Origin of the sequence: Mesorhizobium sp. B2-7-2, assembly GCF_006440775.1 — a bacterium.
Taxonomy (GTDB): domain Bacteria; phylum Pseudomonadota; class Alphaproteobacteria; order Rhizobiales; family Rhizobiaceae; genus Mesorhizobium.
This window is the reverse complement of sequence record NZ_VFTZ01000030.1, coordinates 21632-47318: the sequence shown is the minus strand read 5'-3', so window position 1 is coordinate 47318 and position 25687 is coordinate 21632. Positions and strand designations below refer to the sequence as shown.

General features: G+C 63.2%; 23 protein-coding genes. 14 read left to right on the top strand and 9 right to left on the bottom strand.

Annotated features, from left to right (window positions below):
* The first annotated feature begins 21 nt into the window (after positions 1–21).
* Together FJ425_RS27965 and FJ425_RS27960 are read left to right on the top strand one after the other, a co-directional pair.
* Entirely contained in the window at positions 22–654 is a 633-nt protein-coding gene (locus tag FJ425_RS27965; RefSeq protein ID WP_246673634.1) for a DUF2155 domain-containing protein, read from the top strand.
* A gap of 62 nt (positions 655–716) precedes the next feature.
* Positions 717–1106: a hypothetical protein gene (locus FJ425_RS27960; RefSeq protein ID WP_140541357.1), complete on the top strand. Its 390-nt coding sequence runs from the start codon at positions 717–719 to the stop codon at positions 1104–1106.
* Here FJ425_RS27960 and aat read toward each other — a convergent pair.
* From aat to FJ425_RS27930, 6 genes are all read right to left on the bottom strand, one after another.
* On the bottom strand, positions 1097–1714 hold the full coding sequence (aat, locus tag FJ425_RS27955; RefSeq protein WP_095767610.1) for a leucyl/phenylalanyl-tRNA--protein transferase: 618 nt from the start codon (positions 1712–1714) through the stop codon (positions 1097–1099). The two genes, FJ425_RS27960 and aat, sit on opposite strands and share 10 nt — an antisense overlap.
* A 12-nt stretch (positions 1715–1726) precedes the next feature.
* Positions 1727–3070 carry an acetyl-CoA carboxylase biotin carboxylase subunit gene (accC, locus tag FJ425_RS27950; protein ID WP_140541359.1) on the bottom strand — a complete coding sequence of 448 codons (1344 nt, stop codon included), beginning with the start codon at positions 3068–3070 and terminating at the stop codon, positions 1727–1729.
* Positions 3071–3089: 19 nt separating this feature from the next.
* On the bottom strand, positions 3090–3551 hold the full coding sequence (gene accB, locus FJ425_RS27945; RefSeq protein WP_140636748.1) for an acetyl-CoA carboxylase biotin carboxyl carrier protein: 462 nt from the start codon (positions 3549–3551) through the stop codon (positions 3090–3092).
* A 26-nt stretch (positions 3552–3577) separates the two neighbouring features.
* Entirely contained in the window at positions 3578–4012 is a 435-nt protein-coding gene (gene aroQ / locus FJ425_RS27940) for a type II 3-dehydroquinate dehydratase (RefSeq protein WP_095767887.1), read from the bottom strand.
* A 131-nt stretch (positions 4013–4143) separates the two neighbouring features.
* Complete coding sequence (locus FJ425_RS27935) at positions 4144–4971, bottom strand: DsbA family protein (RefSeq protein ID WP_140727445.1); 828 nt, start codon at positions 4969–4971, stop codon at positions 4144–4146.
* 58 nt (positions 4972–5029) lie between these two features.
* Entirely contained in the window at positions 5030–6442 is a 1413-nt protein-coding gene (locus tag FJ425_RS27930; protein ID WP_140727443.1) for a M48 family metalloprotease, read from the bottom strand.
* Positions 6443–6625: 183 nt separating this feature from the next.
* On the opposite strand from FJ425_RS27930, the gene FJ425_RS27925 reads away from it, so the two are divergent.
* Positions 6626–7774, top strand: a complete 1149-nt coding sequence (locus FJ425_RS27925) for an aminotransferase class I/II-fold pyridoxal phosphate-dependent enzyme (protein WP_140727441.1) — start codon at positions 6626–6628, stop codon at positions 7772–7774.
* Positions 7775–8704 (top strand): glutaminase, encoded by a 930-nt coding sequence (locus FJ425_RS27920; RefSeq protein ID WP_140541364.1) that lies wholly within the window; start codon positions 7775–7777, stop codon positions 8702–8704.
* Positions 8705–8828: 124 nt separating this feature from the next.
* Here FJ425_RS27920 and FJ425_RS27915 read toward each other — a convergent pair whose 3' ends face one another.
* Positions 8829–11771 (bottom strand): ribonuclease E/G, encoded by a 2943-nt coding sequence (locus tag FJ425_RS27915; RefSeq protein WP_140727439.1) that lies wholly within the window; start codon positions 11769–11771, stop codon positions 8829–8831.
* Positions 11772–11863: 92 nt separating this feature from the next.
* Between FJ425_RS27915 and FJ425_RS31735 the strand changes: the two genes are divergently transcribed.
* From FJ425_RS31735 to FJ425_RS27875, 9 genes are all read left to right on the top strand, one after another.
* Entirely contained in the window at positions 11864–12001 is a 138-nt protein-coding gene (locus tag FJ425_RS31735; RefSeq protein WP_181165077.1) for a hypothetical protein, read from the top strand.
* A 416-nt stretch (positions 12002–12417) separates the two neighbouring features.
* A complete protein-coding gene (locus tag FJ425_RS27910) occupies positions 12418–13674 on the top strand; it encodes an N-acetylmuramoyl-L-alanine amidase (protein ID WP_140636757.1) in 1257 nt (418 codons plus the stop codon).
* Between the two features lie 231 nt (positions 13675–13905).
* Positions 13906–16362: a penicillin-binding protein 1A gene (locus tag FJ425_RS27905; protein ID WP_140727437.1), complete on the top strand. Its 2457-nt coding sequence runs from the start codon at positions 13906–13908 to the stop codon at positions 16360–16362.
* Positions 16363–16492: 130 nt separating this feature from the next.
* A protein-coding gene (gene prfB, locus FJ425_RS27900; RefSeq protein ID WP_140727435.1) for a peptide chain release factor 2 occupies positions 16493–17624 on the top strand; the annotation gives its coding sequence in 2 pieces (ribosomal slippage) (positions 16493–16558 and positions 16560–17624; 1131 coding nt in all).
* Positions 17625–17788: 164 nt separating this feature from the next.
* On the top strand, positions 17789–18193 hold the full coding sequence (locus FJ425_RS27895) for a GFA family protein (protein WP_140727433.1): 405 nt from the start codon (positions 17789–17791) through the stop codon (positions 18191–18193).
* A 294-nt stretch (positions 18194–18487) separates the two neighbouring features.
* Positions 18488–18865 carry a hypothetical protein gene (locus FJ425_RS27890; RefSeq protein WP_095767886.1) on the top strand — a complete coding sequence of 126 codons (378 nt, stop codon included), beginning with the start codon at positions 18488–18490 and terminating at the stop codon, positions 18863–18865.
* 320 nt (positions 18866–19185) lie between these two features.
* The gene (locus tag FJ425_RS27885; RefSeq protein WP_140546437.1) at positions 19186–19554 is read left to right on the top strand and encodes a GFA family protein; all 369 of its coding nucleotides are present in this window, start codon (positions 19186–19188) and stop codon (positions 19552–19554) included.
* A 137-nt stretch (positions 19555–19691) separates the two neighbouring features.
* Positions 19692–20342, top strand: a complete 651-nt coding sequence (locus FJ425_RS27880) for an OmpA family protein (protein WP_140546436.1) — start codon at positions 19692–19694, stop codon at positions 20340–20342.
* Between the two features lie 251 nt (positions 20343–20593).
* Complete coding sequence (locus FJ425_RS27875; protein ID WP_140727432.1) at positions 20594–21202, top strand: hypothetical protein; 609 nt, start codon at positions 20594–20596, stop codon at positions 21200–21202.
* 93 nt (positions 21203–21295) lie between these two features.
* Here the strand turns inward: FJ425_RS27875 and FJ425_RS27870 are convergent, their stop codons facing one another.
* Both FJ425_RS27870 and FJ425_RS27865 read right to left on the bottom strand, forming a co-directional pair.
* Entirely contained in the window at positions 21296–22837 is a 1542-nt protein-coding gene (locus tag FJ425_RS27870; protein ID WP_181176080.1) for a DEAD/DEAH box helicase, read from the bottom strand.
* Positions 22838–23129: 292 nt separating this feature from the next.
* A complete protein-coding gene (locus FJ425_RS27865; RefSeq protein ID WP_140546433.1) occupies positions 23130–23903 on the bottom strand; it encodes an NAD kinase in 774 nt (257 codons plus the stop codon).
* Positions 23904–24645: 742 nt separating this feature from the next.
* Here FJ425_RS27865 and FJ425_RS27855 point away from each other — a divergent pair.
* Positions 24646–25632, top strand: a complete 987-nt coding sequence (locus FJ425_RS27855) for an NAD-dependent epimerase/dehydratase family protein (RefSeq protein WP_140636811.1) — start codon at positions 24646–24648, stop codon at positions 25630–25632.
* Positions 25633–25687: the final 55 nt, after the last annotated feature.

Below are 25687 nucleotides of genomic sequence, written 5' to 3'. Positions count from 1 at the left end.
GCGCAACCACCGGTATTTTGCATGAGCTCTTCTAAGCAATTCCAGGAAAAGTGCGCAGCGGTTTTCCGTCCGGAATTGCGACCCAGGATTCCAGGCCACATCTCAAAGGCGCTGATCGCGGCGACGTCCATTCTGCTTGCCTCGACAGCGGTGTTCGCCGCCGCGCAGGCGCCGGCCGCGGCACCTGCGGCCTCCGACCGCATCACCAATCCGGTGGCCGCGTTCGCCGGCATCGACAAGATCACCGGCCGCATCATCACCTTCGACGTCTATATCGACGAGACCGTTCAGTTCGGCGCTTTGCAGGTGACGCCTCGCGTCTGCTATTCGCGGCCGGACACGGAGCAGCCGAAGACCGATTCCTTCGTCGAGGTCGACGAGATCACGCTCGACCGCAAGATCCGCCGCATCTTCACCGGCTGGATGTTTGCCGAAAGCCCCGGCCTCAACGCCGTCGAGCACGCCGTCTACGACGTCTGGCTCAAGGGCTGCAAGCAGAAGTCGGACGTGCCGCCGCCGACCGCGGCCAAGGCCGACACAGCCAAGCCGAAGACCGAAGCCGCCAAGCCCAGGGCTCCGGCGCAGCCGGCGGACGCCGCGTCCGAACCGACTGACGCGGCGCCGGCACCGGACGACACGACCGACACGAACTGATCTCGGAACCTGCCCGCCCTTGAGCCGTTGCAAATCGGCAACGAGGCGAGGAGGATTTCGCGATGGCCACCAGATCGATCACGGCCAACAAGCAGGAGCTTCTCGATATCGAGAAGGGCTTTTGGACAGGCGATTCCGCCTACTATGAAGCCAATGCCGATGTGGAGTGCCTGGTGGCGTTCCCGCAGATGGCGCAGGCGATGACCAACGCCGAGCTCGCAAAGACCGCCGCCAAGCCCAACAGATGGCGCGACCTCGACATCAGGTTGAAGGGCATGGTCGAGCCCGGCAGCGACATCGTCATGCTCACTTACGAGGCGCGCGCGACGCGCGAGAACGGCGAATCCTATGCTGCCCTCGTCAGCACCGGCTATGTCCATCGCGCTGACGGCTGGAAGATGATGTTCCATTCGCAAACGCCGATCGAGGCGGCAGCGCGGGCTCAAGGATAGAAGACGGCCTCGCCCTTCAGCGCCTCGGCCAGCAGCTTCTCATACTGGCCGCGCGGCACGTCGACAGCGCCGAAGCGCTTCAGATGCTCGGTCGTGAACTGCGTGTCGAGCAGCGCGAAACCGCGCGCCTTCAGCCGCTCGACGAGATGGTAGAGACAGGTCTTCGACGCGTCGGTCTCCCTGGCGAACATGCTTTCGCCGAAGAACACGCGTCCGAGCGAGACGCCATAGAGGCCGCCGACAAGCCGTTCCTCGCGCCATGCTTCGACCGAATGGCAGTGGCCCAGGCGATAGAGCTCGACATAGGCTTCGCGGATCGGCGCGTTGATCCAGGTCGAGCGGCGCTCCTCGCGCTTTTCGGCGCAGCCGTCGATCGTCGCCTCGAAATCGAAATCGTAGCGGATCTCGAACGGATGCTTGCGGATCGTCTTCTTCAGGCTGCGCGGTGTGTGGAATCCGTCCAGCGGAATGATGCCGCGCGTTTCCGGCCGCACCCAGAACACTTCCGGGTCGTTGGCGCTCTCGGCCATCGGGAAGACGCCCGAGGCGTATGCCCGAAGCAGCAGGTCGGTCGGAATGCGATAGCCTGGCGCGTAGGGGCGGGTCATCGCATCCCCGTGCTATTCACCCTTGGCCAGATATTTTTCCAGCCAGTGGATGTCGTAGTCGCCATTGGCGATGTCGGGATTGCCGACCAGGTCGCGGAACAGCGGCAGCGTCGTCTTGATGCCGTCGACGACGAATTCGTCGAGCGCGCGGCGCAGCCGCATCATGCATTCGACGCGGTTGCGGCCATGCACGATCAGCTTACCGATCAGGCTGTCGTAATAGGGCGGGATTTTATAGCCCGAATAGACGCCGGAATCGACGCGGATGCCGAGGCCGCCGGGCGTATGAAAATGCGTGATCGTGCCGGGCGAGGGCGTGAAGGTGCGTGGATCCTCGGCGTTGATGCGGCACTCGATGGCATGGCCGTTGAACTTGATGTCTTCCTGCCTGACCGACAGCCCGCCGCCCGAGGCGACGCGGATCTGCTCATGCACGAGGTCGATGCCGGTGATCGCTTCGGTCACCGGATGCTCGACCTGAAGACGTGTGTTCATCTCGATGAAATAGAACTCGCCATTCTCGTAGAGGAACTCGATCGTGCCGGCGCCCGAATAGCCGAGATCGGCGATAGCCCTGGCGCAGATGCCGCCGATGCGCGAACGCTCCTCGGCATTGAGCGCAGGGGAATTGGCTTCCTCCCAGACCTTCTGATGGCGCCGCTGCAGCGAGCAGTCGCGCTCGCCGAAATGCACGCCTCGGCCGGCGCCGTCGCCGAACACCTGCACCTCGATATGGCGCGGCTTCTGCAGATATTTCTCGATGTAGACGGCGTCGTCGCCGAAGGCTGCCCCCGCTTCCGATTTGGCCGTCTGCAAGGCGACTTCGAGGTCCGCCTCGGTGTGCGCCACCTTCATGCCGCGGCCGCCGCCGCCGGCGGAGGCCTTGATGATCACCGGATAGCCGATCTCGGCGGCGACGCGCTTGGCTTCCTTCTCTTCGCTGATCGCGCCATCGGATCCAGGCACGACCGGGATGCCGAGACGCTTCGCCGTGCGCTTGGCCTCGATCTTGTCGCCCATGATACGGATATGGTCGCCCGACGGGCCGATGAAGGTGATGTTGTGGGCCGCCAGGATGTCGGCGAACTTGGCATTCTCCGATAGAAAGCCGTAGCCCGGATGCACGGCATCGGCACCGGTGATCTCGCAGGCAGCGACGATCTGGTGAATGTTGAGATAGCTTTCGCGGGAAGGCGGCGGGCCGATGCAGACGCTCTCGTCGGCAAGCCGCACGTGCATGGCGTCGGAATCCGCAGTCGAGTGGACGACCACCGTCTGGATGCCGAGCTCCTTGCAGGCGCGCAGCACCCGGAGCGCGATTTCGCCGCGATTGGCGATGAGAATTTTCTGGAACATCTCCTGATTGTTCCCGGCGCTACTCAAGAACCACCAGCGGCATGCCGTATTCGACCGGCTGGGCATCCTCGATAAGGATCGCCGTCACCGTGCCGGCGCGCGGCGAGGGGATCTGGTTCATCGTCTTCATCGCTTCGATGATGAGCAGCGTCTGGCCTTCCTTGACCTTCTGGCCGACCTCGATGAACGCTTTGGCGTCGGGCGAGGGTGCCAGATAGGCGGTGCCGACCATCGGCGAGGGCACTGCGTTCTTGGACACATCGGTGACCCCGGCCGCTGTTGCCGGCTGAGCCGCTGCCGCGGCAACAGGAGCAGCCGCGGCAAGCGGCGCGGCCACGGCATGGACGGCCTGCGCCTGGCGCGAGACGCGCACCTTGAGATCGCCGAGCTCGACCTCGATCTCGGTCAGATTGGTGTCGTTCAGAATACCCGCCAGATCGCGGATCAGTTGCTGGTCAACACCGTTCTTTTTTATCGACATTTTCGAGCCTTCTGTTTGGGGGCCGGTCACAGGCGAGCCGCCAGTGCCTGCAGCGCGAGCGTGTAGCCGAGCGGCCCGAACCCGCAGATCATGCCGACAGCGACCGGCGCGACCATGGAGACGTGGCGGAAGGGCTCCCGCGCGTGGATGTTGGAAAGATGGACTTCCGCGACGGGCAGCGGTGCTGCGGCGCGGATGGCGTCGTGGATGGCGATCGATGTGTGGCTGTAGGCGCCGGGATTGATGACGATGCCTGCCGCCTTCTCGCTGGCCTCCTGGATCCAGTCGACCAGATCGCCCTCATGATTGGATTGGCGAAAATCGATCTCGAGCCCGAGCGCGGCGCCGGCCGCCTTGCAGTCCTCGGCGATGGCCGCAAGCGTCTTGCCGCCGTAAATCCCCGGCTCGCGCTTGCCGAGCGCATTGAGATTGGGACCGTTGAGGACGAAAATCGTTTTCAATATGCCGACCTTGTTCTGCGCCGACCCCAAGCCGGCGCACTGGGCCTCTATAATGGGCATAGCCGCCCGCGAAAAGAGCGCAAGTGCGTTCTTTCGCTGTCCACAGCGGCCGGCTTTTACACCGCGGGCGCCTAGAGCGCGCTCTTTGCCGCTTCGATCTTTTCCGCCAGAACCTGCTGGCCGAGCGCTCCGAAGATCACCTCGTTGCCGACCACATAGGACGGCGTGCCGGTGATCGACAGTTTCGTCGCCAGGTCATAGGTGCGCGAGAGCGTTTCGGCGATGCGCGGGTCCTTCATCTTCTCGCGCAGCGCTGCCTCGTCGGCGCCGAGCGAAAGCGCAACCTTGATCGCGGTCGCTTCGGTGGCGCGACCCTGGCCGCCGAGCAGCGCGGTGTGGAACTCGCGATACTTCTCCGGATGCATCAGGTGGAACGCCATGGAGACGACACTGGCCTTCTGCGAATCCGGGCTGAGGATCGGGAACTCCTTGAGCACGAAGCGCAGGTCCGGATCGGACTTGGTCAGCGCCTGCATGTCCTCGATGGCGCGTTTGCAGAAGCCGCAATTGTAATCGTAGAACTCGACGATCGTGACCTTGCCCTTCGGGTTGCCGACGACGCCGTCGAAGGTGGAGTTGAAGATCTCGTCCTTGGAGTCCTTGATGACGCCGAGCGCGGCGAGCCGCTGCTCTTCCTTCTGCTTGGCCTCGAGCGCGTCCTGCACCTCGAGCAGAACTTCCGGGTTCTTCAAGAGATAATCGCGGATGATGCCTTCGACCTCCTTGCGATCGATCTTGGTGTCGGCGGAGGCCTTGGTATCGGTGGAAGACGTGATCTGGGCGACTTGCACGGTGTCGGCCCTCGCGGGCTGCGGGTTTCCCGCCATGAAGCCGAAAGCCAGCATGCCGAGCGCCACCGCCAGACCGCCGGCGCTGCCAAGCAGGATTGCCTTGTTCATATCGTCGTTCCTTTTGCCCGTTCCGGTCCGCCTTGGTCGCCGCCAGGGCCCGGGAGGTTCATTTGAGTTTGTTCGATGGCGTGTAGTTTATAATATCCTGCGCGCGGACCCAGCGGGGTTCGCCGCGCTTCAATTTCTGTTGAGCGCGCATGGCGAAGATCTTAGCGTTTTTGTAGTCGCCCGCATAATAGTGACCCTCGGCGGTGGCAAGATCGGCGGCCGGAATGTCACCGAGCTCGCCATATGCCTGCGCCAGAAAACGATAGGCTTCGGAATTCTCCCTGTCCCGCGCGACGCCGTTGTTGAGCTGGGTGACAGCCTTTTTCAGCGAATCGGGCGTGCCGACCGCCATCAGCGACTGGCCGACCGAAACCAGCAGCAGGCCGGATCGCGCGGGATCGAGGCTGGCCGCCTTGGCATAGGCGTCCGCCGCGTCCTTCGGCTTGTTGGCCTTCATCAGGATATCGCCGCGCAATTCCTGGAAATAGGGATTCTTCGGTTGTTCCTTGATCAGCGCCGCCGTCTTGGTGAGCGCCGCGCCCGGATTGCCGTAAAGATAGGTCTGCTGCGCGTCGCCATAGCGCGAGGCGAGGCTGGTCGGGTTCTTGCGCATCAGCCGCGCGACGGCTGCCTGGCCCTGCATATAAGCGGCGATCTTGATGCGCATCATGTCGTGCCGCTGCTGCAGTGCCGGCGGGTCGACAGCGTTGACGAAGGGGCTTTGCTTGACGAGGACTTCGAGGTTGGCGATGCGCTCCTGCGGCATCGGATGGCTGATCCGGTAGGGATCGACCTGGGTGCCGGCGAGCGAAAGCGCGCTCTGGAAGCGGGCGAAGGTCTTCAGCATGCCCATGCCGGACTGGCCGGTGGCGTTCAGATAGGTGATCGCCGAACGGTCGGCGGTGATCTCTTCGGTGCGCTGATAGGCAAGGATCGAGCGCTGCGCCATCTCGCCGCCGCCGGCGGCCACCCCCATGCCGGCGCCGGCAAGGCCGCGGCTGTTGGTGGTGGCGCCGGCCACCATGGCGCCGGCGCCGAGCAGCGTGGCGATGATGGCCATGGTCTTGGCGCGGTCGAGCTGGTCGCGCAATTTCTCCTGGTGGCCGCCGGCGATATGGCCGGCCTCGTGCGCGATGACGCCGATGATCTCGTTCGGCGTTTCGGCGGTCACCAGCGCGCCGGTGTTGATGAACAGCCGCCGCCCGGTGACGAAGGCGTTGAAACTCTGGTCGTTGACCAGAACGATGTCGATGCCGTCATTGGCAAGCCCCGCCGCCTCGAAGATCGGCCGGGCATAATCGCGCACCAGCGCCTCGATCTCGGCGTCGCGCACCACGGGCACGCCTTGCGCGAAAGCGCTGACCGAGCTCGACAAAGCAACGGTGGCGGCCAGCAGAAGCGTCGCGAAGCCGCGCGCGGTTCGGCTGAGTGAGGTCGCTTTGCCAATTAACGGTCGGGGTCGGCTCAACATAGGTCCACTGGTAGACGAGCGGGCGAAAGATGAAAAGTCGGCGCCGGCAACTTCCTGCGCGCTTGTGATCCCCATATCAATCGGGCATTTGTGCGGCGCTGTCCCGTAACTAGGGCAGTTAGGGCAAGTCTGCTCTGGCTTGCGTCCAGAATTCGCCGAAATAGAGCAGTTGGAAGAGGTCAGATGGTCGTTTCGCTTTCGCGCCGCGGAGAAGTCGAGCCGTTCCACGCCATGGACATCCTGGCCGAAGCCAACCGGCTGAAAGCCGCCGGCGTGCCCGTGGTGTCGATGGCGGTCGGCCAGCCGTCGGATCCCGCGCCGGTCGGCGTCCGCGAGGCGGCGGCCGCGGCCCTGCGGCATGGCCGCATCGGCTACACCGACGCCTTGGGCCTGGCCGATCTGCGCAACGCGATCGCCGCGCATTACGGCGAGCACTATGGTATCGACGTCGCGCCATCGCGCATCGCCGTCACGACCGGCTCGTCGGCCGCCTTCAACCTGGCTTTCCTGGCCATGTTCGATCCGGGCGACCGTGTCGCTATCGCCGCGCCCGGCTATCCCGCCTACCGCAACATCATGGCCGCGCTCGGCATCGAGATCGTCGAAATCGAGCTCGGCTCGGATGCCTACCTGCATGCCGAGCACCTCAAGGTCGCGCATCGCGGGAAGCCGCTGAAGGGCGTGCTGTTCGCCAGTCCCGCCAATCCGACCGGCGCGGTGATTGCGGCCAATGAGCTTGCCGCGCTGGTGAACACTGCCGAAGAGCTCGGCATCGCCGTGATCTCCGACGAAATCTATCACAGGCTGGCCTACGCGGCGCCGGATGTCACCGCGCTGGCTCATGGCGCCGGCGTGACCGCGATCAATTCCTTCTCGAAATACTATTGCATGACCGGCTGGCGGATCGGCTGGATGGTGCTGCCGGAGGAGCTTGTGCGGCCGGTCGAGCGTGTCGCCCAGAGCCTCTATATCTCGCCGCCGGAACTGTCGCAGATCGCGGCGATCGAGGCGTTCAAGGCAACGCAGGAACTGGAAAAGGTGAAGGCGCGCTACGCCTGGAACCGCGACCTTCTGATGAAGCGCCTGCCGGAACTCGGCTTTGCGCTCGCCGCACCGATGGACGGCGCCTTCTATGCGTTCTGCGATGTCACGCGCCACACCAATGACAGCATGGCTTTTGCGCGCAAGATGCTGGCCGAGGCGCATGTCGCGGCAACGCCCGGCCGCGATTTCGACCCGCTGCAGGGCCATCGCACCATGCGCTTTTCCTATGCCGGCAGCCATGACGACATGGTCGAGGCGCTGGCGCGCATCGAACGCTGGCTGAAATAGATGCCGGAGCTCGAGCAGGCATTGGCCGAAGTCGCCGCCGAAATGGCGGAGCGCACCGATCGCGGCGAGGTGGCGACCTACATCCCGCAGTTGGGCAAGGTCGATCCGAAGAAATTCGGCATTGCCGCCGTGACCAATGACGGCCGCGTCATACTGGCCGGCGATGCCGATCAGCCCTTTTCGATCCAGAGCGTCTCGAAAGTCTTCACGCTCACGCTGGCGCTGGGCAAGGTCGGCGATGCGTTATGGCATCGCGTCGGCCGCGAGCCATCCGGCAACCCGTTCAACTCGATCGTCCAGCTCGAGCATGAGAACGGCATCCCGCGCAATCCGTTCATCAATGCCGGCGCCATCGTCGTCTCCGACGTCCTGCTCGCCGGCCATCAGCCGCGTGAGGCGATCGGCGAAATCCTGCGCTTCATTCAGTTCCTCGCCGATGACGACACGATCATCATCGATCGCGAGGTGGCGGCCTCCGAGCGCGCCACCGGCCACCGCAACTTTGCCCTGGCCAACTACATGAAATCCTTCGGCAATCTCCATCATGCTCCCGAGCTCGCGCTGGGTGTCTATTTCCACCATTGCGCGGTTGCCATGAGCTGCCGTCAGCTCGCCATGGCCGGCCGGTTTCTTGCCAATGGCGGCAGGAACCCGGCGACCGGGCATTCGGTCGTCTCGGCCGAACGGGCACGCCGCATCGGCGCGCTGATGCTGACCTGCGGCCATTATGACGGTTCCGGCGATTTTGCCTTCCGCGTCGGCATCCCCGGCAAAAGCGGTGTCGGCGGCGGCATTCTCGGCATCGTGCCAGGGGTTGCTTCGCTGGCGGTGTGGTCGCCCGGCCTCAACGAGAACGGCAACTCCAAGCTCGGCTCCATCGCCATGGAGAAGCTCGCCCGGATGATGAACTGGTCGATCTTCGCGCCGTAAAGCAGCAAAGCGTTGGCGGTTTCCACCCGGAACGGCGCTGAAAAAGCAGGCGGCGAAATGAAAAATCCCGCGCCGGATATAGCGCGGGATTGTTTCAAAAGATCAGCTTAACGATCTGGAAGGTTTAGAAAAAACCCTTGCGCTGCCACCAGCCGGCGCGCTTCGGCTTCTCTTCGGCCTTGGCCTCGTCGGACACGTTCGAAGACACGACGGGAACAACCGGCGCATCGACTGACTGTGGCTTGCGCCGCGTTGGATGGGCATTGGCGGCAGGCTCCGCCTCGGTGTCCGCGAGAGCGGCAGCCGTCGGCTCCGGCTCCGGCTCGGCAGCCACGGGCGCGACCTGGGCCTCGGCCACAGGCTCCGATACCGTCTCGGCCACGGCTTCCTCAGCCACCTTCTTGGCCCTCGAACGGCGGGGCTTCTTCGGCTTTTCGACCGCCTCGGCATCGTCGTTAGCCGCGGCGGGAGCAGCAGGTTGCTCCGCAGGAGCGGCCATCGCCGGCTCGCTTACGGCGTCTTGGCCTTCAACCGACTCACCCTCGATATCGCCGACAGTTTCGCCGGCAACGGCCTCCGAAGCTTCGTCCTCACGGCGGTTGCGCTTGCCGCCGCGCTTCCCGCGCCGGCGCTTCTTTCCGGAACCGTCGTCGGCAGCGGCCGCTACAGCCTCACCGCCCACGGTTGCCTCCTCGGCGGCCTCGTCCGTCGTCTCGTCGTCATCGGTTTCGCCGGCTTCCGTCGGCGCCGCCGCGACGTCCCCATTGTGCTCGCGGTCGCGATCCCTGCCGCCACGCCGCCGCCGGCGCTTGCGACGCTTGCGGTCACGGCTTTCGCCATCCTCGGACCGCTGCTGGTGCTGGTCCTGCTGCCCGTGGCGCGGCTGTTCGGCCTGGACCGAGACCTCCTCCTCCGCTTCCTCGACGACGATCTCGTCCTCGGGCTCGTCCGGCTCGACATAGGCCGGCAGGCTGCGCACCTCGACAAAGCCTTCCGGCTTCTCGGCGATGGCGCCGCGGAAGATCGCGTAATGCTGGGTGCCGAGCGTCTCGTCAGCCTCGATCGTGATCGTCAGGCCGAAGCGGGCTTCGAGCTCCACCAGGTTGGCGCGCTTATGGTTGAGCACATAGAGCGCGGTCGCCGACGGCGTGCGCACGATGATGTGGCTGCGCGAATCCTTGAGCAGGAATTCTTCGATCGCCCGCACGACCATCAGCGCCACGGAGGAATCGGAGCGCACATGGCCCGTGCCGCCGCAATGCGGGCAAGGCTTCATGGTCGATTCCAGCACGCTGGCGCGGATGCGCTGGCGCGACATTTCCATCAGGCCGAAGTGCGAGATGCGGCCTACCTGGATACGGGCGCGGTCGTTCTTAAGGTGATCCTTCAGCCGTTTCTCGACGGAGCGGTTGTTGCGGTTCTCCTCCATGTCGATGAAGTCGATGACGATCAGGCCGGCAAGGTCGCGCAATCGCAACTGCCGCGCGACTTCCTCCGCCGCTTCCAGATTGGTGTGGAGCGCCGTCTCCTCGATCGAATGCTCCTTGGTGGAGCGGCCGGAGTTGACGTCGATCGAAACCAGCGCCTCGGTCTGGTTGATGATGATGTAGCCGCCGCTCTTCAGCGTCACCTGCGGCTGCAGCATGCGGTCGAGCTGCGCTTCGATGCCGTTGCGCACGAAGATCGGCGTGGTGTCGCGGAACGGCTGAACCACCTTGGCGTGGCTCGGCATCAGCATGCGCATGAAATCCTTGGCCTCGCGGTAGCCGTCTTCGCCGGAGACAAGGATCTCGTCGATGTCCTTGTTGTAGAGGTCGCGCACCGAACGCTTGATCAGGCTGCCTTCCTCATAGACCAGGGCCGGGGCCGAGGACTGCAGCGTCAGGTTGCGGACGTTTTCCCATAGCCGCATCAGGTATTCGTAGTCGCGCTTGATCTCGGCCTTGGTGCGGCTTTCGCCGGCGGTGCGCAGGATGACGCCCATGCCCTGCGGCACGTCGAGATCGGCCACGACCTCCTTCAACCGCTTGCGGTCCTGGGCGTTGGTGATCTTGCGCGAGATGCCGCCGCCGCGCGCCGTGTTCGGCATCAGCACCGAATAGCGGCCGGCAAGCGACAGATAGGTGGTGAGCGCCGCGCCCTTGTTGCCGCGCTCTTCCTTGACCACCTGCACCAAAAGGATCTGCCGGCGCTTTATGACTTCCTGGATCTTGTACTGACGACGCACCGGCTTGCGGCGGTTGCGGATTTCCTCGAGCGCGTCCTCGGCGCCGACCGATTCGACCTCGTGCTCGTCCGAATGCGAGGCCGAGACGTCCTCCAGCATGCCGCGATCATCGTCGCTGGCGGCGGCTTCGCCGCTTTGCTGATCCGCCTGCGGCATCGCCTCGGAAATCACGTCGGCATCGATGCTCGCCGCAATCGAAGTAGGGCCGCCTTCGGAAGGCTTACCATCGTCGTCGTCCGTGGCGTCATCTCCGGCAGCCTCGGCGCCTTCAGTCGCTTCCGATACGGCCTCGACGGCCTCGGAGGCTGTTCCGGCATTTTCTGCCGGGGTAGCGGCGGTCTCGCCCCCGGCTTCCTCGCCCTCGGCAATCTCAGCGGCGGTTTCGTCAACGGCTGTTGCTTCGGCCGGGCTTTCCTCGTTCTCCGAGGAAGCGTGCTTGTGCTCGCCGCGGTCGCGGTTCTTGCCGCCGCGCCGGCGGTTGCGCCGGCCGCCGCGATCGCGCGCCTGCTGCTCTTCGCCGTTCTCCGCTTCCTCGTCGTCTTCGTCCTCGGCCTCCTGCGCCTCGGCGCGCAGCAGAGCCTGACGGTCGGCGACCGGGATCTGGTAATAATCGGGATGAATTTCGCTAAAGGCGAGAAAACCGTGACGGTTGCCGCCATATTCGACAAAGGCCGCCTGGAGGGACGGTTCGACGCGGGTTACGCGGGCGAGATAGATGTTTCCTTTGAGCTGCTTTTTGTCCTGGGATTCAAAGTCGAATTCTTCGATGCGGTTACCGCGAACGACAACAACGCGTGTTTCCTCCGGGTGGGAGGCGTCTATCAGCATCTTGTTGGGCATTATTTTGTTTCCTGCCGGCAGCCGACGGCCGCAGCTGGCGTGGCAATGCCCGCCGCTGTGCGCCTGTATCTGTGTGCATGCCGGATAATTGAATGTCCGCCGGCCGCCGCTTGAGCGCAATGGCGGTGCCGCCCGCAGCCATTACGGCGCGGTTTGATGCGGACCTTTCCATGATTGCGCTTGAAGCCATCGGCACCCGGCAGAACCTTTTGAACCAAAGCCCGGACTAAGCCGGACCAGCTTGTTTGCTCATAAAGAGCCGGCGCGGGACAAACCCGGCCGTTTTCCTCACGCAGGCGATTCCCCCGCCACGAGGGCACGCCTGCGAAAATCGTCGCGACCACCTGAGCCTGGAAGGGTAAAGGAGCCGCCTTTGCATCCAGCCTTTGGCAGGAAACTGCTGAGGCGAGCGGTTCCAGGATTGCAGTGATCCAATGTCGCTTTTATGATTTGGCGGGATGGAAGGCAACCCCGATTTCGGATGCCGGCAAAAAGCGCTTCCCCTGGGGAAGGCGCCTTCGTCCCGCTCCATGAAAGGCTTGGTTAACCTTCTCTGAATACCAATCGTTAATCGGGTTGGCGGCCTGACAGGCATTCTGCGAGAAGACCGGGCGCAATGCGTCAAACCGGGAGCGACGGATAAGAGATGGGATTGGCGGGCGCCGCAGACAAGAGGGATGGGGCCACCGGGCATCTCCTGCGCGTTACCTGGACTGGCTTGCTGCTGGCGGTCCTGTCCTGTTTCGTCGCCGCCGCGCACGCCGACACCCTGCTTGGCGCAACCGGCTACAAGATGGCCGGCGACGCCACGAAGATGCGCATCGTCGTGAATTTCGACCACGAGCCGGACGTCAAATGGTTCCTGCTGCGCGGTCCCAATCGCCTGGTCGTCGATCTGCCGCGCACGCGATTCGCGCTCGATGCCAAGGATGTGAAGCCGCGGGGTCTTGTACGGGCCGTTCGCTACGGCGATCAGGGACATGGCTCGCGCCTGATCCTCACCGGCAAGGGCCCTTTCGTCGTCGAAAAGCTCGACGTGCTCAAGAATGACGACGGCAGCGGCTACCGCATCGCCATCGATATGTCGGCTGCCTCCGAGCGGGAGTTCGACGAAGCTCTCGCCAACCAGTCGCTGACGACCGGTTCGACGGTTTCGACCGAAAAGGGCGAACGGGTCGGCACCGGACCGGTCTCGGCGCCCGGCCACCGCTTCACGGTTGTCATCGATCCCGGCCATGGCGGTGTCGATGGCGGCGCCGAAAGCTCCGCCGGCACGGTCGAGAAGGACGTCACGCTCGCTTTTGCCAAGGAACTGCGCGACAAGCTGGCCGCGGTCGGCAAATACGATGTCTACATGACACGGGACAACGACGTGTACCTGGCGCTCGACGAACGCGTGCGCATCGCGCGCCAGCACGAGGCCGATCTTTTGATCTCCGTCCATGCCGATACGATCGCCGTCAAAGGTCTTCGCGGTGCCACGGTCTACACGCTTTCCGACAAGGCTTCCGACCCGGAAGCCCAGGCGCTCGCCGATCGCGAGAACCTGTCCGACCAGTTCGCCGGAATGAAGATCGAGGACGACAACAAGGAAGTCACCGACATTCTGATCGACCTGATCCGCCGTGAGACCCATGGCTTCTCGATGAGCTTCGCCCACACGCTGGTGGGTCAGCTGTCGACCAGCGTCGGCATGATCAACAATCCGCAGCGCTCGGCCGGCTTCAGGGTGCTCAAGGCCCCGGACGTGCCGTCCGTCCTGGTCGAGCTCGGCTACCTCTCCAACAACAAGGACGAGGCGCAACTGCTGAACGCCGACTGGCGCGGCAAGGCGGCGCAAAGCATAACCAACGCGGTTGCCCTGTTTGCCGCCGCCAAGGCCGGAACCGCGACGGGCGGCTGACCCCGCCGGACCTGCCCGCAACTGCCGGACGTCTGCAACCGCAAGCGGCGTTGCATGACAACAACACCCGGCGTTATTATTCGGCAACCGAGTCCTCAAATTTCGCGCTGCCGTATTTTGTCCACATGGCCGCGACATGGGTTTTTCGATTGCGGATTGGGACCGCCCCGGGAAGCTTGCGCGACTGTCGGCTTCGTTTAGGAAATTCCCGAACCTCGGACTGGAGCGGGCATGATTCGTCTCATCGGCTATTTCTTTGGCATCGGCACGACGCTGGCGCTGCTGGTGGCGGCCGGTCTTGCCATCTATATCAGCCATCTGACCAAGGACCTGCCCGACTACGAGGTTCTGGCCAAATACGAACCGCCGGTGACGACGCGCATCCACGCCTCCGACGGCGCGCTGATGGCCGAATATGCGCGCGAACGGCGTCTCTATCTGCCGATCCAGGCCATCCCGGATCGCGTCAAGGCCGCTTTCATGTCGGCCGAGGACAAGAATTTCTACAACCATCCCGGCATCGACATCACCGGACTTGGCCGCGCCATCATCGTCAACCTGCAGAATCTCGGTTCGGGCCGGCGGCAGGTCGGCGCCTCGACGATCACCCAACAGGTGGCGAAGAACTTCCTGCTCTCTTCCGATCAGACCTATGAGCGCAAGATCAAGGAGATGATCCTGGCCTTCCGCATCGAGCAGGCCTATTCGAAGGACCGCATCCTCGAGCTCTATCTCAACGAAATCTTCTTCGGCTTTGGCGCCTACGGCGTCGCGGGCGCCGCGCTCACCTATTTCGACAAGTCCGTCAACGAGCTGACAGTCGCGGAAGCCGCTTATCTCGCCTCGTTGCCGAAAGGCCCGAACAACTATCACCCCTTCAAGCACGCCGACCGTGCCCTGGAGCGCCGCAACTGGGTCATCGACCAGATGGTCGAGAATGGCTACGTCACCCGCGAGGAGGGCGACAAGGCCAAGGCCGAACCGCTCGGCGTGACGCCGCGCCGCAACGGTTCCTATCTGTTTGCCGGCGAGTACTTCACCGAGGAAGTCCGCCGCCAGATCATCGCGCGCTACGGTGAGAATGCGCTTTACGAGGGCGGCCTGTCGGTGCGCACCACGCTCGATCCGAATATCCAGCTTATCGCGCGCAAGGCGATGCAGAACGGCCTGCTCAAATACGACATGCTGCGCGGCTATCGCGGTCCGGTGACGCATATCGACGTCTCCGGCGACTGGGGCGTGCCGCTCGGCAATGTGAAGGGTCTCGAGGACGTTCCGGAATGGACGCTGGCCGTCGTGCTCGACAGCTCGGCAACCGGGCTGACCATCGGCATCCAGCCGACGCGGCAGATTTCCGGCGATCTGGTCAAGGAACGCGTCCAGGGCACCGTCAGCAAGGAGGACATGGGCTTCGCCATGCGCCACTTCGTCAACGGCAAGTCCGTCAGGGCGAAGTCTCCGGCCGACGTGCTGGAACCCGGCGACGTGATCTTCGTGCAGAAGAACGACGGGTCCGACGACACCTACATGCTGCGCCAGGTGCCGGAGGTGGAAGGCGGCCTCGTCGCCATGGATCCGCACACCGGCCGCGTGCTCGCCATGGTCGGCGGCTTCTCCTATGCGCAGTCGGAATTCAACCGCGCCACCCAGGCGATGCGCCAGCCCGGTTCCTCGTTCAAGCCGATCGTCTATTCGGCGGCGCTCGACAATGGCTACACGCCGGCTTCGGTGATCATGGACGGCCCGATCACCATCCAGAGCGGCAACACCACCTGGACGCCGAAGAACTATGACGGCACGGTCGCCGGCCCGGCCACCTTGCGCTCGGGCATCGAAAAGTCGCGCAATCTGATGACCGTGCGGCTGGCCAACGACATGGGCATGAAGCTGGTCGTGGAATATGCCGAGCGCTTCGGCGTCTACGATCATCTGGCGCCCTATCTGCCGATGGCGCTGGGCTCGGGCGAGACGACCGTCATGCGCATGGTGTCGGCCTATTCGATCATGGCCAATGGCGGCAAATCGATTAAACCCTCGCTGATCGACCGCATCCAGGACCGTTACGGCAAGACGGTGTTCAAGCAGGACGAGCGCGGCTGCGAAGGCTGCAATGCGACCGAGTGGAAGAACCAGACCGAGCCGGAGCTGGTCGACAACTCCGAGCAGGTGCTCGATCCGATGACCGCATACCAGATCACCTCGATGATGGAGGGCGTCGTGCAGCGCGGCACCGGCGCCACCATCGGCGAGCTCGGCCGCCACATCGCCGGCAAGACCGGCACGACCAATGACGAGAAGGACGCCTGGTTCATCGGCTTCACCCCGAACCTCGTCGTCGGCCTCTATATGGGCTATGACACGCCGCGCGGCCTTGGCCACGGCGCTACCGGCGGCGGCTTGGCGGCCCCGATCTTCAAGGACTTCATGCGCGTTGCGCTCGACGGCAAGCCGAACACCGACTTCCAGGTTCCCGACGGCATGAAGCTGATCGCAATCAACCGCAAGACCGGCATGCGTGCCGCCGAAGGCGATCCGAACACCATCATCGAGGCTTTCAAGCCTGGCACCGGTCCGGCTGACAGCTACTGGGTGATCGGCATGGGCGCGGATGGCTCGAACGGTTCGGGCGGAGCGCTGTCGCCGCAGGCCAACCAAGCCATCCAGGACGGCGGCGGCGGCCTCTACTGACCTTGCCGGATTTTCGCGATGGGCCGGCAGGGTGGTGCCGGCCCATTTCGCTTTACAGGCAGCGATGCCGTGCCTATGTATCGCGCCTATTCCGAAAAAGACCGAAAAGAACAGGACCGAACCAAGAGCCATGCGCGCGGAAACGCTCAACATCGTCGACGAGATCAGGCAGGCGATAACCCTGCTGAGGAGGCATCTTTGACTGGGATCAGGCTGTAAAGCGGCTTGAATACCTGAATTCGCGCGCCGAGGATTCCAGTCTCTGGAATGATCCGATCGAAGCGCAGAAGCTGATGCGGGAGCGCCAGGAGCTCGAGGACGGCATCGCTGCCGTCAAGGGGATGACGCAGGCGCTGGAAGACAATATCGGCCTGATCGAGCTCGGCGAGGAAGAGGGCGACGACGGCATCATCGCGGAAGCGGAGGCGGCGCTGCGTTCGATGCAGGGCGAGGCGAAGGCGCGCCAGGTCGAAACGCTGCTGTCGGGCGAGGCCGACGCCAACGACACCTATCTCGAAATCCATGCCGGCGCCGGCGGCACCGAGAGCCAGGACTGGGCCTCGATGCTCCTGCGCATGTACACGCGCTGGGCCGAGCGTCGCCGCTTTAAGGTCGAGGTGCTGGAAGTCCATGACGGCGAAGAAGCGGGCATCAAGTCCGCCACCGTGATGATCAAGGGCCACAACGCCTATGGCTGGCTTAAGACGGAGTCCGGCGTCCATCGCCTGGTGCGTATTTCGCCTTACGACAGCAACGCGCGGCGCCACACCTCCTTCGCCAGCGTCTGGGTCTATCCGGTCATCGATGACTCGATCGACATCAATGTTTCCGAATCCGACGTGCGCATCGACACCTATCGTTCCTCGGGTTCGGGCGGCCAGCACGTCAACACCACCGACTCTGCGGTGCGCATCACCCATCTGGCGACCGGCATAGCGGTCGCCTGCCAGGCTGAGCGCTCGCAGCACAAGAACCGCGCCAAGGCTTGGGAAATGCTGCGCTCGCGGCTTTACGAGGAAGAGCTGAAGAAGCGCGAGGCGGTCGCCAATGCGACGGAAGCGTCGAAGAGCGACATCGGTTGGGGGCACCAGATCCGCTCTTACGTGCTGCAGCCCTATCAGCTTGTGAAGGATCTGCGCACCGGCGTCGAAAGCACCTCGCCTTCGAGCGTGCTCGACGGCGACCTCGACGAATTCATGGAAGCCTCGCTCTCGCATCGCATCGAGGGCGGCGCCGGCGAAGCGGTGGCGGACCTCGACTAGGATATGCCCACATTCAGGTGAGGCTGGCCTGCGAATGATGATTTCCTGCGCTTCCGGTGCTCACGTACTGAAGTACGCTCCGCTCCGGTTCTCGGAAACCATCATTCTCGGCTCAGCCTGACCTGAATCTGAACATATCCCGCCTGGGGACGAAGGAGGAACCGGTGTCTCGGGTACTTGCGGGAAAATGCTTCTGCGGCGCCGTCCACTATGACGTTGCGGACGAATTCGTTTACGCGGCGAACTGCCATTGCTCGAACTGCCGGCGCACGACAGGCTCCGCGTTCAAGCCGTTCGCCGGCATCGAGCGCGCCAAGTTCCGTCTCATCGCGGGCGAGGGCGGGCTTCTGATCTTCGGCGACGAGAGCGGCCACGACGCGCATTGCGGGCGATGCGGCTCGCTCATCTATTCGTTGGTCCGCGACGGCGCCTACGTGCATGTCGCCATGGGTACGCTGGTCGACGATCCGACCATACGGCCGAGCGCGCACATTTTTGTCGGGTCCAAGGCGAAGTGGTTCACAATCGCCGACGACCTGCCGCAGTATGATGAGCACGTTCCCGACTGAACGTCTGGAACCAGCTTGAGCCGAATCTCGTTGTCGGGCACCAGATCCGCGCGGCTAACCGCTCATTAACCAAGCCGACGCACGATTCTGGATGGCAGAGGTTGGCGTGAAGCGCGGCATTGCCGTTGGCAAGCGGATGCTTGCGCCAGCCAGGGAATCAGCCCAGCCTTCGGGCTGGGTAAAAAGCATTTATGGCCGGATGCGGCATATCTGCGACCGACGATCCGGCCACTGGGAAGACACGTTCCGGGAACGGGCAAGCGAAAACGCTTGATGCTCGAAAGGAACGCTTCGATGTCTGCTGCCATATCAAGATCGGCCCAAGCCGTTCGACCGGCTGGCCGACTTTTGTTCTCCCTGTTCGCCGTTGGAGCGATCGCAGCGCTGGCGCCACCGGCTGCTGCGCACGACGCCCAGCCCACCGCGGCCATGCCGCAAGGCTGGAAATACCCCTTTGCCTGTTGTGCCAACTACGATTGCAAGGAGGTGCCGCAGTCGTCGATCAGCGAGCGGCCCGAGGGCTACGTCATAAAGGGTACGGGCGAGGTGGTGGCTTATGCCGACAAGCGGGTCAAGAATTCGCCCGACGGCGAGTACCACTGGTGTGCGCACCAGGCCGGGCTCGACGCCGGCAAGACCATCTGCCTGTTCGTGCCGCCTCCCTCTTACTAGGGCTCTGAACCTGCCGCGGAAGGCGAGGCGCTGGGGCTCGATCCACGGCAGGAGAAGGCTGCCGACGTTGCTGACAGACGGTTGTCAGGACGGTTTCTTTATGTTGCCTTGCACCGAGCAATTCCAGGAAAAGTGCGTAGCGGTTTTCCGTCCGGAATTGCGTGCACCCAGGATGCGCAATTCCAGGAAAAGTGCGTAGCGGTTTTCCGCCCGGAATTGCGTGCACCCAGGACGCGCAATTCCAGGAGAAGTGCGTAGCGGTTTTCCGCTCGGAATTGCGTGAAACTGAGGGCGCGGCGGACAACGGAGGGGTTGAGTCCATGACCATCAGGGGAAGCTGTCACTGCAAGGCGACAACCTTCGAGGTTGCCGAGGCGCCGCGGACGGTGACGCAATGCACATGCTCGTTCTGCTCGAAGCGGGGTTCGTTATGGGCCTATTATGTGCCGTCGCAATTCAGGCTGACGAGCCCGCCGGAGAATGTCTCCTTCTATCGCTGGGGCTCAAAGACGGTGAAGCATGGTTTCTGCGCCATTTGCGGCTGCGGCACCTTCACCGAGACGCCTGATTGGTCGACCGGAAAGCCGGATTTCGACAACCCGAAGATCAGCGTCAATTCGCGCCTGTTCGATGATTTCGATCTGGACAAGGTCGAGGTGGTGGTCATCGACGGCAAGAATTTGTGGTAGAGCCGACAGGGGAGCCACCGCCGGACTTTACCGGCGGCATTCCCGTTCCGTTTTTCGCCGCATTTCATGTTACAAGGCTGCGGAAGGGCTGATTTGGCGCGGTCGCAAAGACCGCGAATTGGAGAGGGACCAATCTCATGAAGAAGACTGTGCTCGTCGCCGTGGCGGCGGCTCTATTGGTGAGCGCCTGCACCACCACCGATCCGTATACGGGTGACCAGAAGATCTCCAACACGGCGGCCGGTGCCGGCCTCGGCGCCCTGGCAGGCGCCAGCCTTGGCCTGCTGGCCGGTGGCAATGACCGCCGCAACGCGTTGATCGGCGCCGGCATCGGCGCGCTCGCCGGCGGCGCGATCGGCGCGACGATGGACCAGAACGAGGCCGAGCTTCGCCGTCAATTGCAGGGCACCGGCGTCAGCGTCACCCGCAGCGGCGACCAGATCATCCTCAACATGCCGTCCGACATCACCTTCAATGTCGACCAGGACGCGGTGAAGCCGGGCTTCTATCCGGTGCTGAATTCGGTCGCGCTGGTGCTGAAGAAGTTCCGCCAGACCACAGTGGACGTGTTCGGCCACACCGATTCGACCGGCGGCGACGAGCACAATTTCGACCTGTCGCAGCGTCGCGCGCTTGCCGTCGCAAATTACCTGTCCGGCCAGGGCGTCGACCAGCGCCGCTTCGCCGTTACCGGCTTCGGCAAGACCCGCCCGATCGCATCCAATGCGACCGCCGCCGGCCGCGAGCAGAACCGCCGCGTCGAAATCCAGCTGTCGCCGCTCACCTGAGAAAAGGCGCGTGGAGGCGCAATTCCATCAAGACAAACGGCTCCGAAAGGGGCCGTTTTTGTCTGAAATGGCCCAAAGATGAGGTCGAAGGTCTTAGGACATTAGTTTCTTCTAATTGATGCTTTTCCAGAACCGGGGAAAGGACTAACATTCTGCTGTTCCAGAGGGGATGGGGCGGTCAACAGGCCGCGCAATCAACATCTACCGCCCCGGTCTTGCACGGCCAGATCAAGAGAATCTGGGAGGAATGCATGAAAAGAACAGCTCGCTTGGGGCGCTGCGGCGTCCTTGCTTTCGCATGTCTTATCGGTACATCGTTCGGGCTCGCTTCGGCCCGGGCCGAGGACGCCAACAAGGCCGACATCGAGGCCTTGAAGAAATCGCTGGCCAAGTATGAAGATTACACCGCCGCTGTTCGCGACCTCTATTTGTCGACCGTCGGCTGCATCCACTATGGCGGCGAGAAGATAGACGGCGCCATGTACTATCAGAAGGGCGCGATGGGCATCCATTTCGTCAACGTCCCGAGCGTCGGCAAGCCGCTCGACCCGATGAAGCCCAACGTCCTGATCTACGAGCCGACCAAGAAAGGCCTGAAGCTGGTCGGGGTGGAATGGCTGGTGCCGCTGACGCCGGACACCAAGGAGGTGCCGACGCTGTTCGGGCAGAAATTCATGGGGCCGATGGAAGGCCACTATCCGCTCATTCCGAGGGAGTTCGTCCACTACGACCTGCATGCATGGCTGTTCAAGGACAATCCGAACGGCATGTTCAGTCCAACGAACCCGAACGTGAAATGCAGCAGGGCCGAGTTCCCGATGCTCGAGAAGCCGACCAAGATGATGCCGGGTCCGATGTAGGCATCGCCTTTGGCTGAATTGCTTCAGGCGAAGCCAAAAACGAAACGGCCCCGTGTGGGGCCGTTTTCAATTCAGGCTATGCCGGTATCGAATTCAGACCTTTGCGACGATCCGCATGAAGGCCGGCACGTCGTCGCCGAAGCCGACGGTTGCGTCGTCTTCTTCCTGACGATGGCGGCCGGGGCGGTCGCGCTGCGGACGGGCGTCGCCGCGCTGCTCGTGACGGTTGCCAGGGCCCTTGCGCTCGTTCTCGGAACGGATCGCATCCTTGCGGGCGCGGCGTTCGGCGATGTCGGCCACTTCGGCGACAGGCTGTTCTTCACGCGCGGCATCGGGCGTCTCGTCGCGCTTCGGGTGACGGTCCTTCTTGCGCTCGCCCCGCTCCTTGCGGTCCTCGTCCTTGCGGCCGGCGCGACGCGGGGCGCCGCGGCCGCGGCGCGGCTGCTCCTCGCCCTCGCTCTCGGTCACCGTCGACAGGTCGCCGTCATGCCACTCGATCTTGGTGCCGATCAGCCTCTCGATGGCGTCGACATATTTGGTGTCGGAGCGGGTGGCGATGGTGAAGGACTTGCCGGCGCGTCCGGCGCGGCCGGTGCGGCCGATGCGGTGGACGTAATCCTCGGCGTGGATGGGCACATCATAATTGAAGACATGGCTGACATCGGGAATGTCGAGACCGCGCGCGGCGACGTCCGAGGCAACGAGGTAGCGCAGCTTGCCGTCGCGGAAATTGGCGAGCATCTGCATGCGGGCGCGCTGATCCATGTCGCCATGCAGCGCGCCGGCATCGAAATCATGCTTCAACAGCGAGCGGAACAGCTCCGACACCTCGACCTTGCGGTTGCAGAAGATGATGGCGTTCTTCAGATCGGCGTCTTCGGCCTTGATCAGGTTGCGCAGCGTCTCGCGCTTTTCCCAGGGTTTTGTGCCGGACTTGACCAGCCGCTGCGTGATGCTGGTCGCCGTGGAGGCGGCCTTCGAAACCTCGACGCGCACCGGCGCGTGCAGGAACTTCTCGGTGAGCTTGGTGATCTCCGGCGGCATCGTCGCCGAGAAGAACAGCGTCTGGCGCGTGAACGGGATCATCTCGCAGATGCGCTCGATATCGGGAATGAAGCCCATGTCGAGCATGCGGTCGGCCTCGTCGATGACGAGGATCTCGACGCCGTTGAGCAGAAGCTTGCCGCGCTCGCGGTGGTCGAGCAGGCGGCCGGGCGTCGCGATCAGCACGTCGGCGCCGCGCTCGAGCTTCTTGTCCTGTTCGTCGAAGGAGACGCCTCCGATCAACAGCGCGATATTGAGCTTGTGGTTCTTGCCGTATTTGATGAAGTTTTCTTCGACCTGCGCGGCGAGCTCACGGGTCGGTTCGAGGATCAGCGTGCGCGGCATGCGGGCTCGCGCCCGGCCCTTTTCCAGGCGCGTCAGCATCGGCAGCACGAAGGAAGCAGTCTTGCCGGTGCCGGTCTGGGCGATACCCAGCACGTCCTTGCCGAGCAGCGCATGCGGGATGGCGCCGGCCTGGATCGGCGTCGGCTTGGTGTAGCCGGCATCGGTGACCGCGGAGAGAACCTTCGGCGACAAGCCGAGGTCTGAGAATGTCAACGCTTCTTGAGCGATCGTGGTGTCTGAGGACAAGTGTTTGTTGTCTTTGTTGGTTGGGGAAATCGCGACACAGTAGCCGCGGCAGGCGCCGCGCGCCTGCAAGATCGGTGTTGCAGTTAGGCGCAAGCCCTCGATTTGTCAACAGAAACGGACCGAAATACAGCGATTGTGAAGACGTAACCTTAATCGCGATGCTTAAAGCGCGTCGCGCTGAAACGGTTTGAGGCTCTGCGCTTTATATCTTTGCTTGATCACGCCGTATGCCCAAAACCGCTGCGCGCTTTTGGGCGACATGCATTGATCGAAACAATATCCTTGCGCCGGCTCAGTAGCGGAACTGCTCGGCAAGGATACGCTCGTTCCAGGAATGGTTCGGATCGAACAGCAAAGTTGCCGTCGCCGTCGGCGATTCCCGCACGGTGACGGAGGCCACCGCCTTGACCTCGGTATGATCGGCCGCGGCATTCACCGGGCGCTTTTCGGCTTCCAGGATGTCGAAGCGCACGGTCGCCTTGTTGGACAGCAGCGCCCCGCGCCAGCGACGCGGCCGGAAAGGACTGACCGGCGTCAGCGCCAAAAGCGGCGCATCGAGCGGCAGGATCGGCCCATGCGCGGACAGATTGTAGGCGGTGGAGCCGGCGGGCGTCGCGATCATCACGCCGTCGCAGTTCAGCTCCTCCAGCCGCACCTGGCCGTCGACGGTGATGCGGATCTTCGCCGTCTGATAGGACTGGCGCCACAGCGCCACCTCATTGATGGCCGGCGCTGAAATTGTTTCGCCGTCATGCGTCACGGCGACCATTTCCAGCGGCCGGATCGTCTCGGAGACCGCGTTGGCGATGCGTTCCTCTAGGCCGCCGGCGCGATATTCGTTCATCAGGAAGCCGATGGTGCCACGGTTCATTCCGTAGACCTTCTTGCCCGTGCTCATCGTCTCGCGCAGCGTCTGCAGAAGAAAGCCGTCGCCGCCGAGCGCGATGATGATCTCGGCATCCGCGACAGGCACCTGCCCATAGCGCGCGGACAGGCTTTCCAGCGCCGCGCGGGCGTCGTCGGTGTCGGAAGAAACGAAGGCGAAACGGCTGTCGGCTTTGCTCATGGCTCCCGGAGGGCGACCGTCTGCGGGGCCGCGCCGGCGACGGCGTAGCATGCGCCGCCCACATCTGTGAAGGGCGCAGCGCCAGCTGGCGGTCACACCCGACAATCGCGCTTCGTGACAACCGCGACATGAATGTGATGGCTGCTATGGTTAAGGCGAAGCTTAAACACTCGTAAAGCCGGATCGATCATGTTAGCCGACAGTGGATGGGTTGGCGGGGGCTGGCCAGTCGAGAGACCTGTCTATTGCCGGTAACGCGTCTGATCATAGTCTTCCTGATGATGGGAAGTTTCGCGCTGATGTTCGCCGAGCTGGTGCGTCATTCCGAAGAGATGAGCCAGCGGCCGCAGCCGACAGCTTCCCGCTGCGGCGACGCCACGGGAACACTTTGCCCGCAAAGGGCGCTTTAAGGCAATTCCGGGAAACGCGCGAAGCGGGTTTCCGTCCGCAATTGCATCAGCGCCGAGCGATGAGCGGTTTGCCGTTCCCATGAAACGCCGTGCGGGATGACATTCACCAGATACGCGGCATCAACGGCGCGCGGTCGCGATGACTGCGGCTAACTCCCTCTTTCGTGAAATCGCGTGGGAAGTTCCATCTGGCTTGGTTCCGCACGTATTTGCCAGATCTGCGGGGTGGTGAAAACGCGCTCGCTGGATTGCCTAGCAATTCGCCAGGCTCTATGGGTCTTTTCGATTCAACCTTGGGGCGAGCGCGCTCCGAAAACAAAGTCGGCGTGATGATGCATGCAATAAGTCGTAAGGATCGCCGCTCGGTGTTGGTCGCGGGAGGCAGTGGTTTCATAGGCTCGCATCTAGCCGATCGTCTCCTGCAGCGCACGGATATCGACTGCCTTGTTGTAGTTGACAACTTATGGACCGGCTCGCGCCAGAACCTTGCGCACCTTAACGATCCGCGATTGAGCCTTGAGATCGAGGATGCGGAGGCCTTCACCACCTCGCAACGGTTCGATGAGATCATTCACCTCGCATCGCCCGCTTCGCCGTGCTGGTACATGAGCGATCCGGCACGCACCATTCGTGCCAATGTCGGCGGGGCTTTCAACCTTCTCGGTTTGCTCAAGCCCGGCGGCCGCTTCTGCTTTTCATCCACCTCGGAGGTGTATGGGGATCCGCAGGTCTCCCCACAGCCGGAGAGTTACCGAGGTTCAGTGGACTGTACGGGCCCCAGGTCTTCCTATGACGAAAGCAAGCGTTGCACGGAAGCGCTATTGTTCGAGACCCAACGCACGCAGGGCCTCGACGTGAGAGTGGTGCGACTATTCAATGTATACGGACCTCGCACACGTATAGATGACGGGCGTGCGATTTCGAACTTCATAAGCCAGGCGCTGACGACTGGAGTGCTGACCGTCTATGGTGATGGCCTGCAATCGCGCAGCTGGGGTTATGTCGATGACATCGTCGACGGATTGGAGCGTTTCTTCTGGCGCGACAACATTTCACATCGTGGCCCGCTCAATATCGGCAACAATTGCGAGGTTCCGGTCCTGGATATCGCGAAATTCGTCTGCTCCCTGGTTCCCGGCAGCTCGATCGTCCATCATGAACCGGTTCCTCAAGATCCGACAAATCGTTGCCCTGACTTGAGATTGGCCAAGCGTATTCTTCCTGGGTGGGAAGCCGTTACAGGCTATCAGGAAGGTATTCGACGGACCCTTGAGTGGTTCCGGAGCCAGATTGCCGCCCCTGCCGCGGTCCCAGCCTAGATCACGATGACGTTTCGCTGAATCGCCATCCCGATCCAACTCTTTGTTGGAGCAT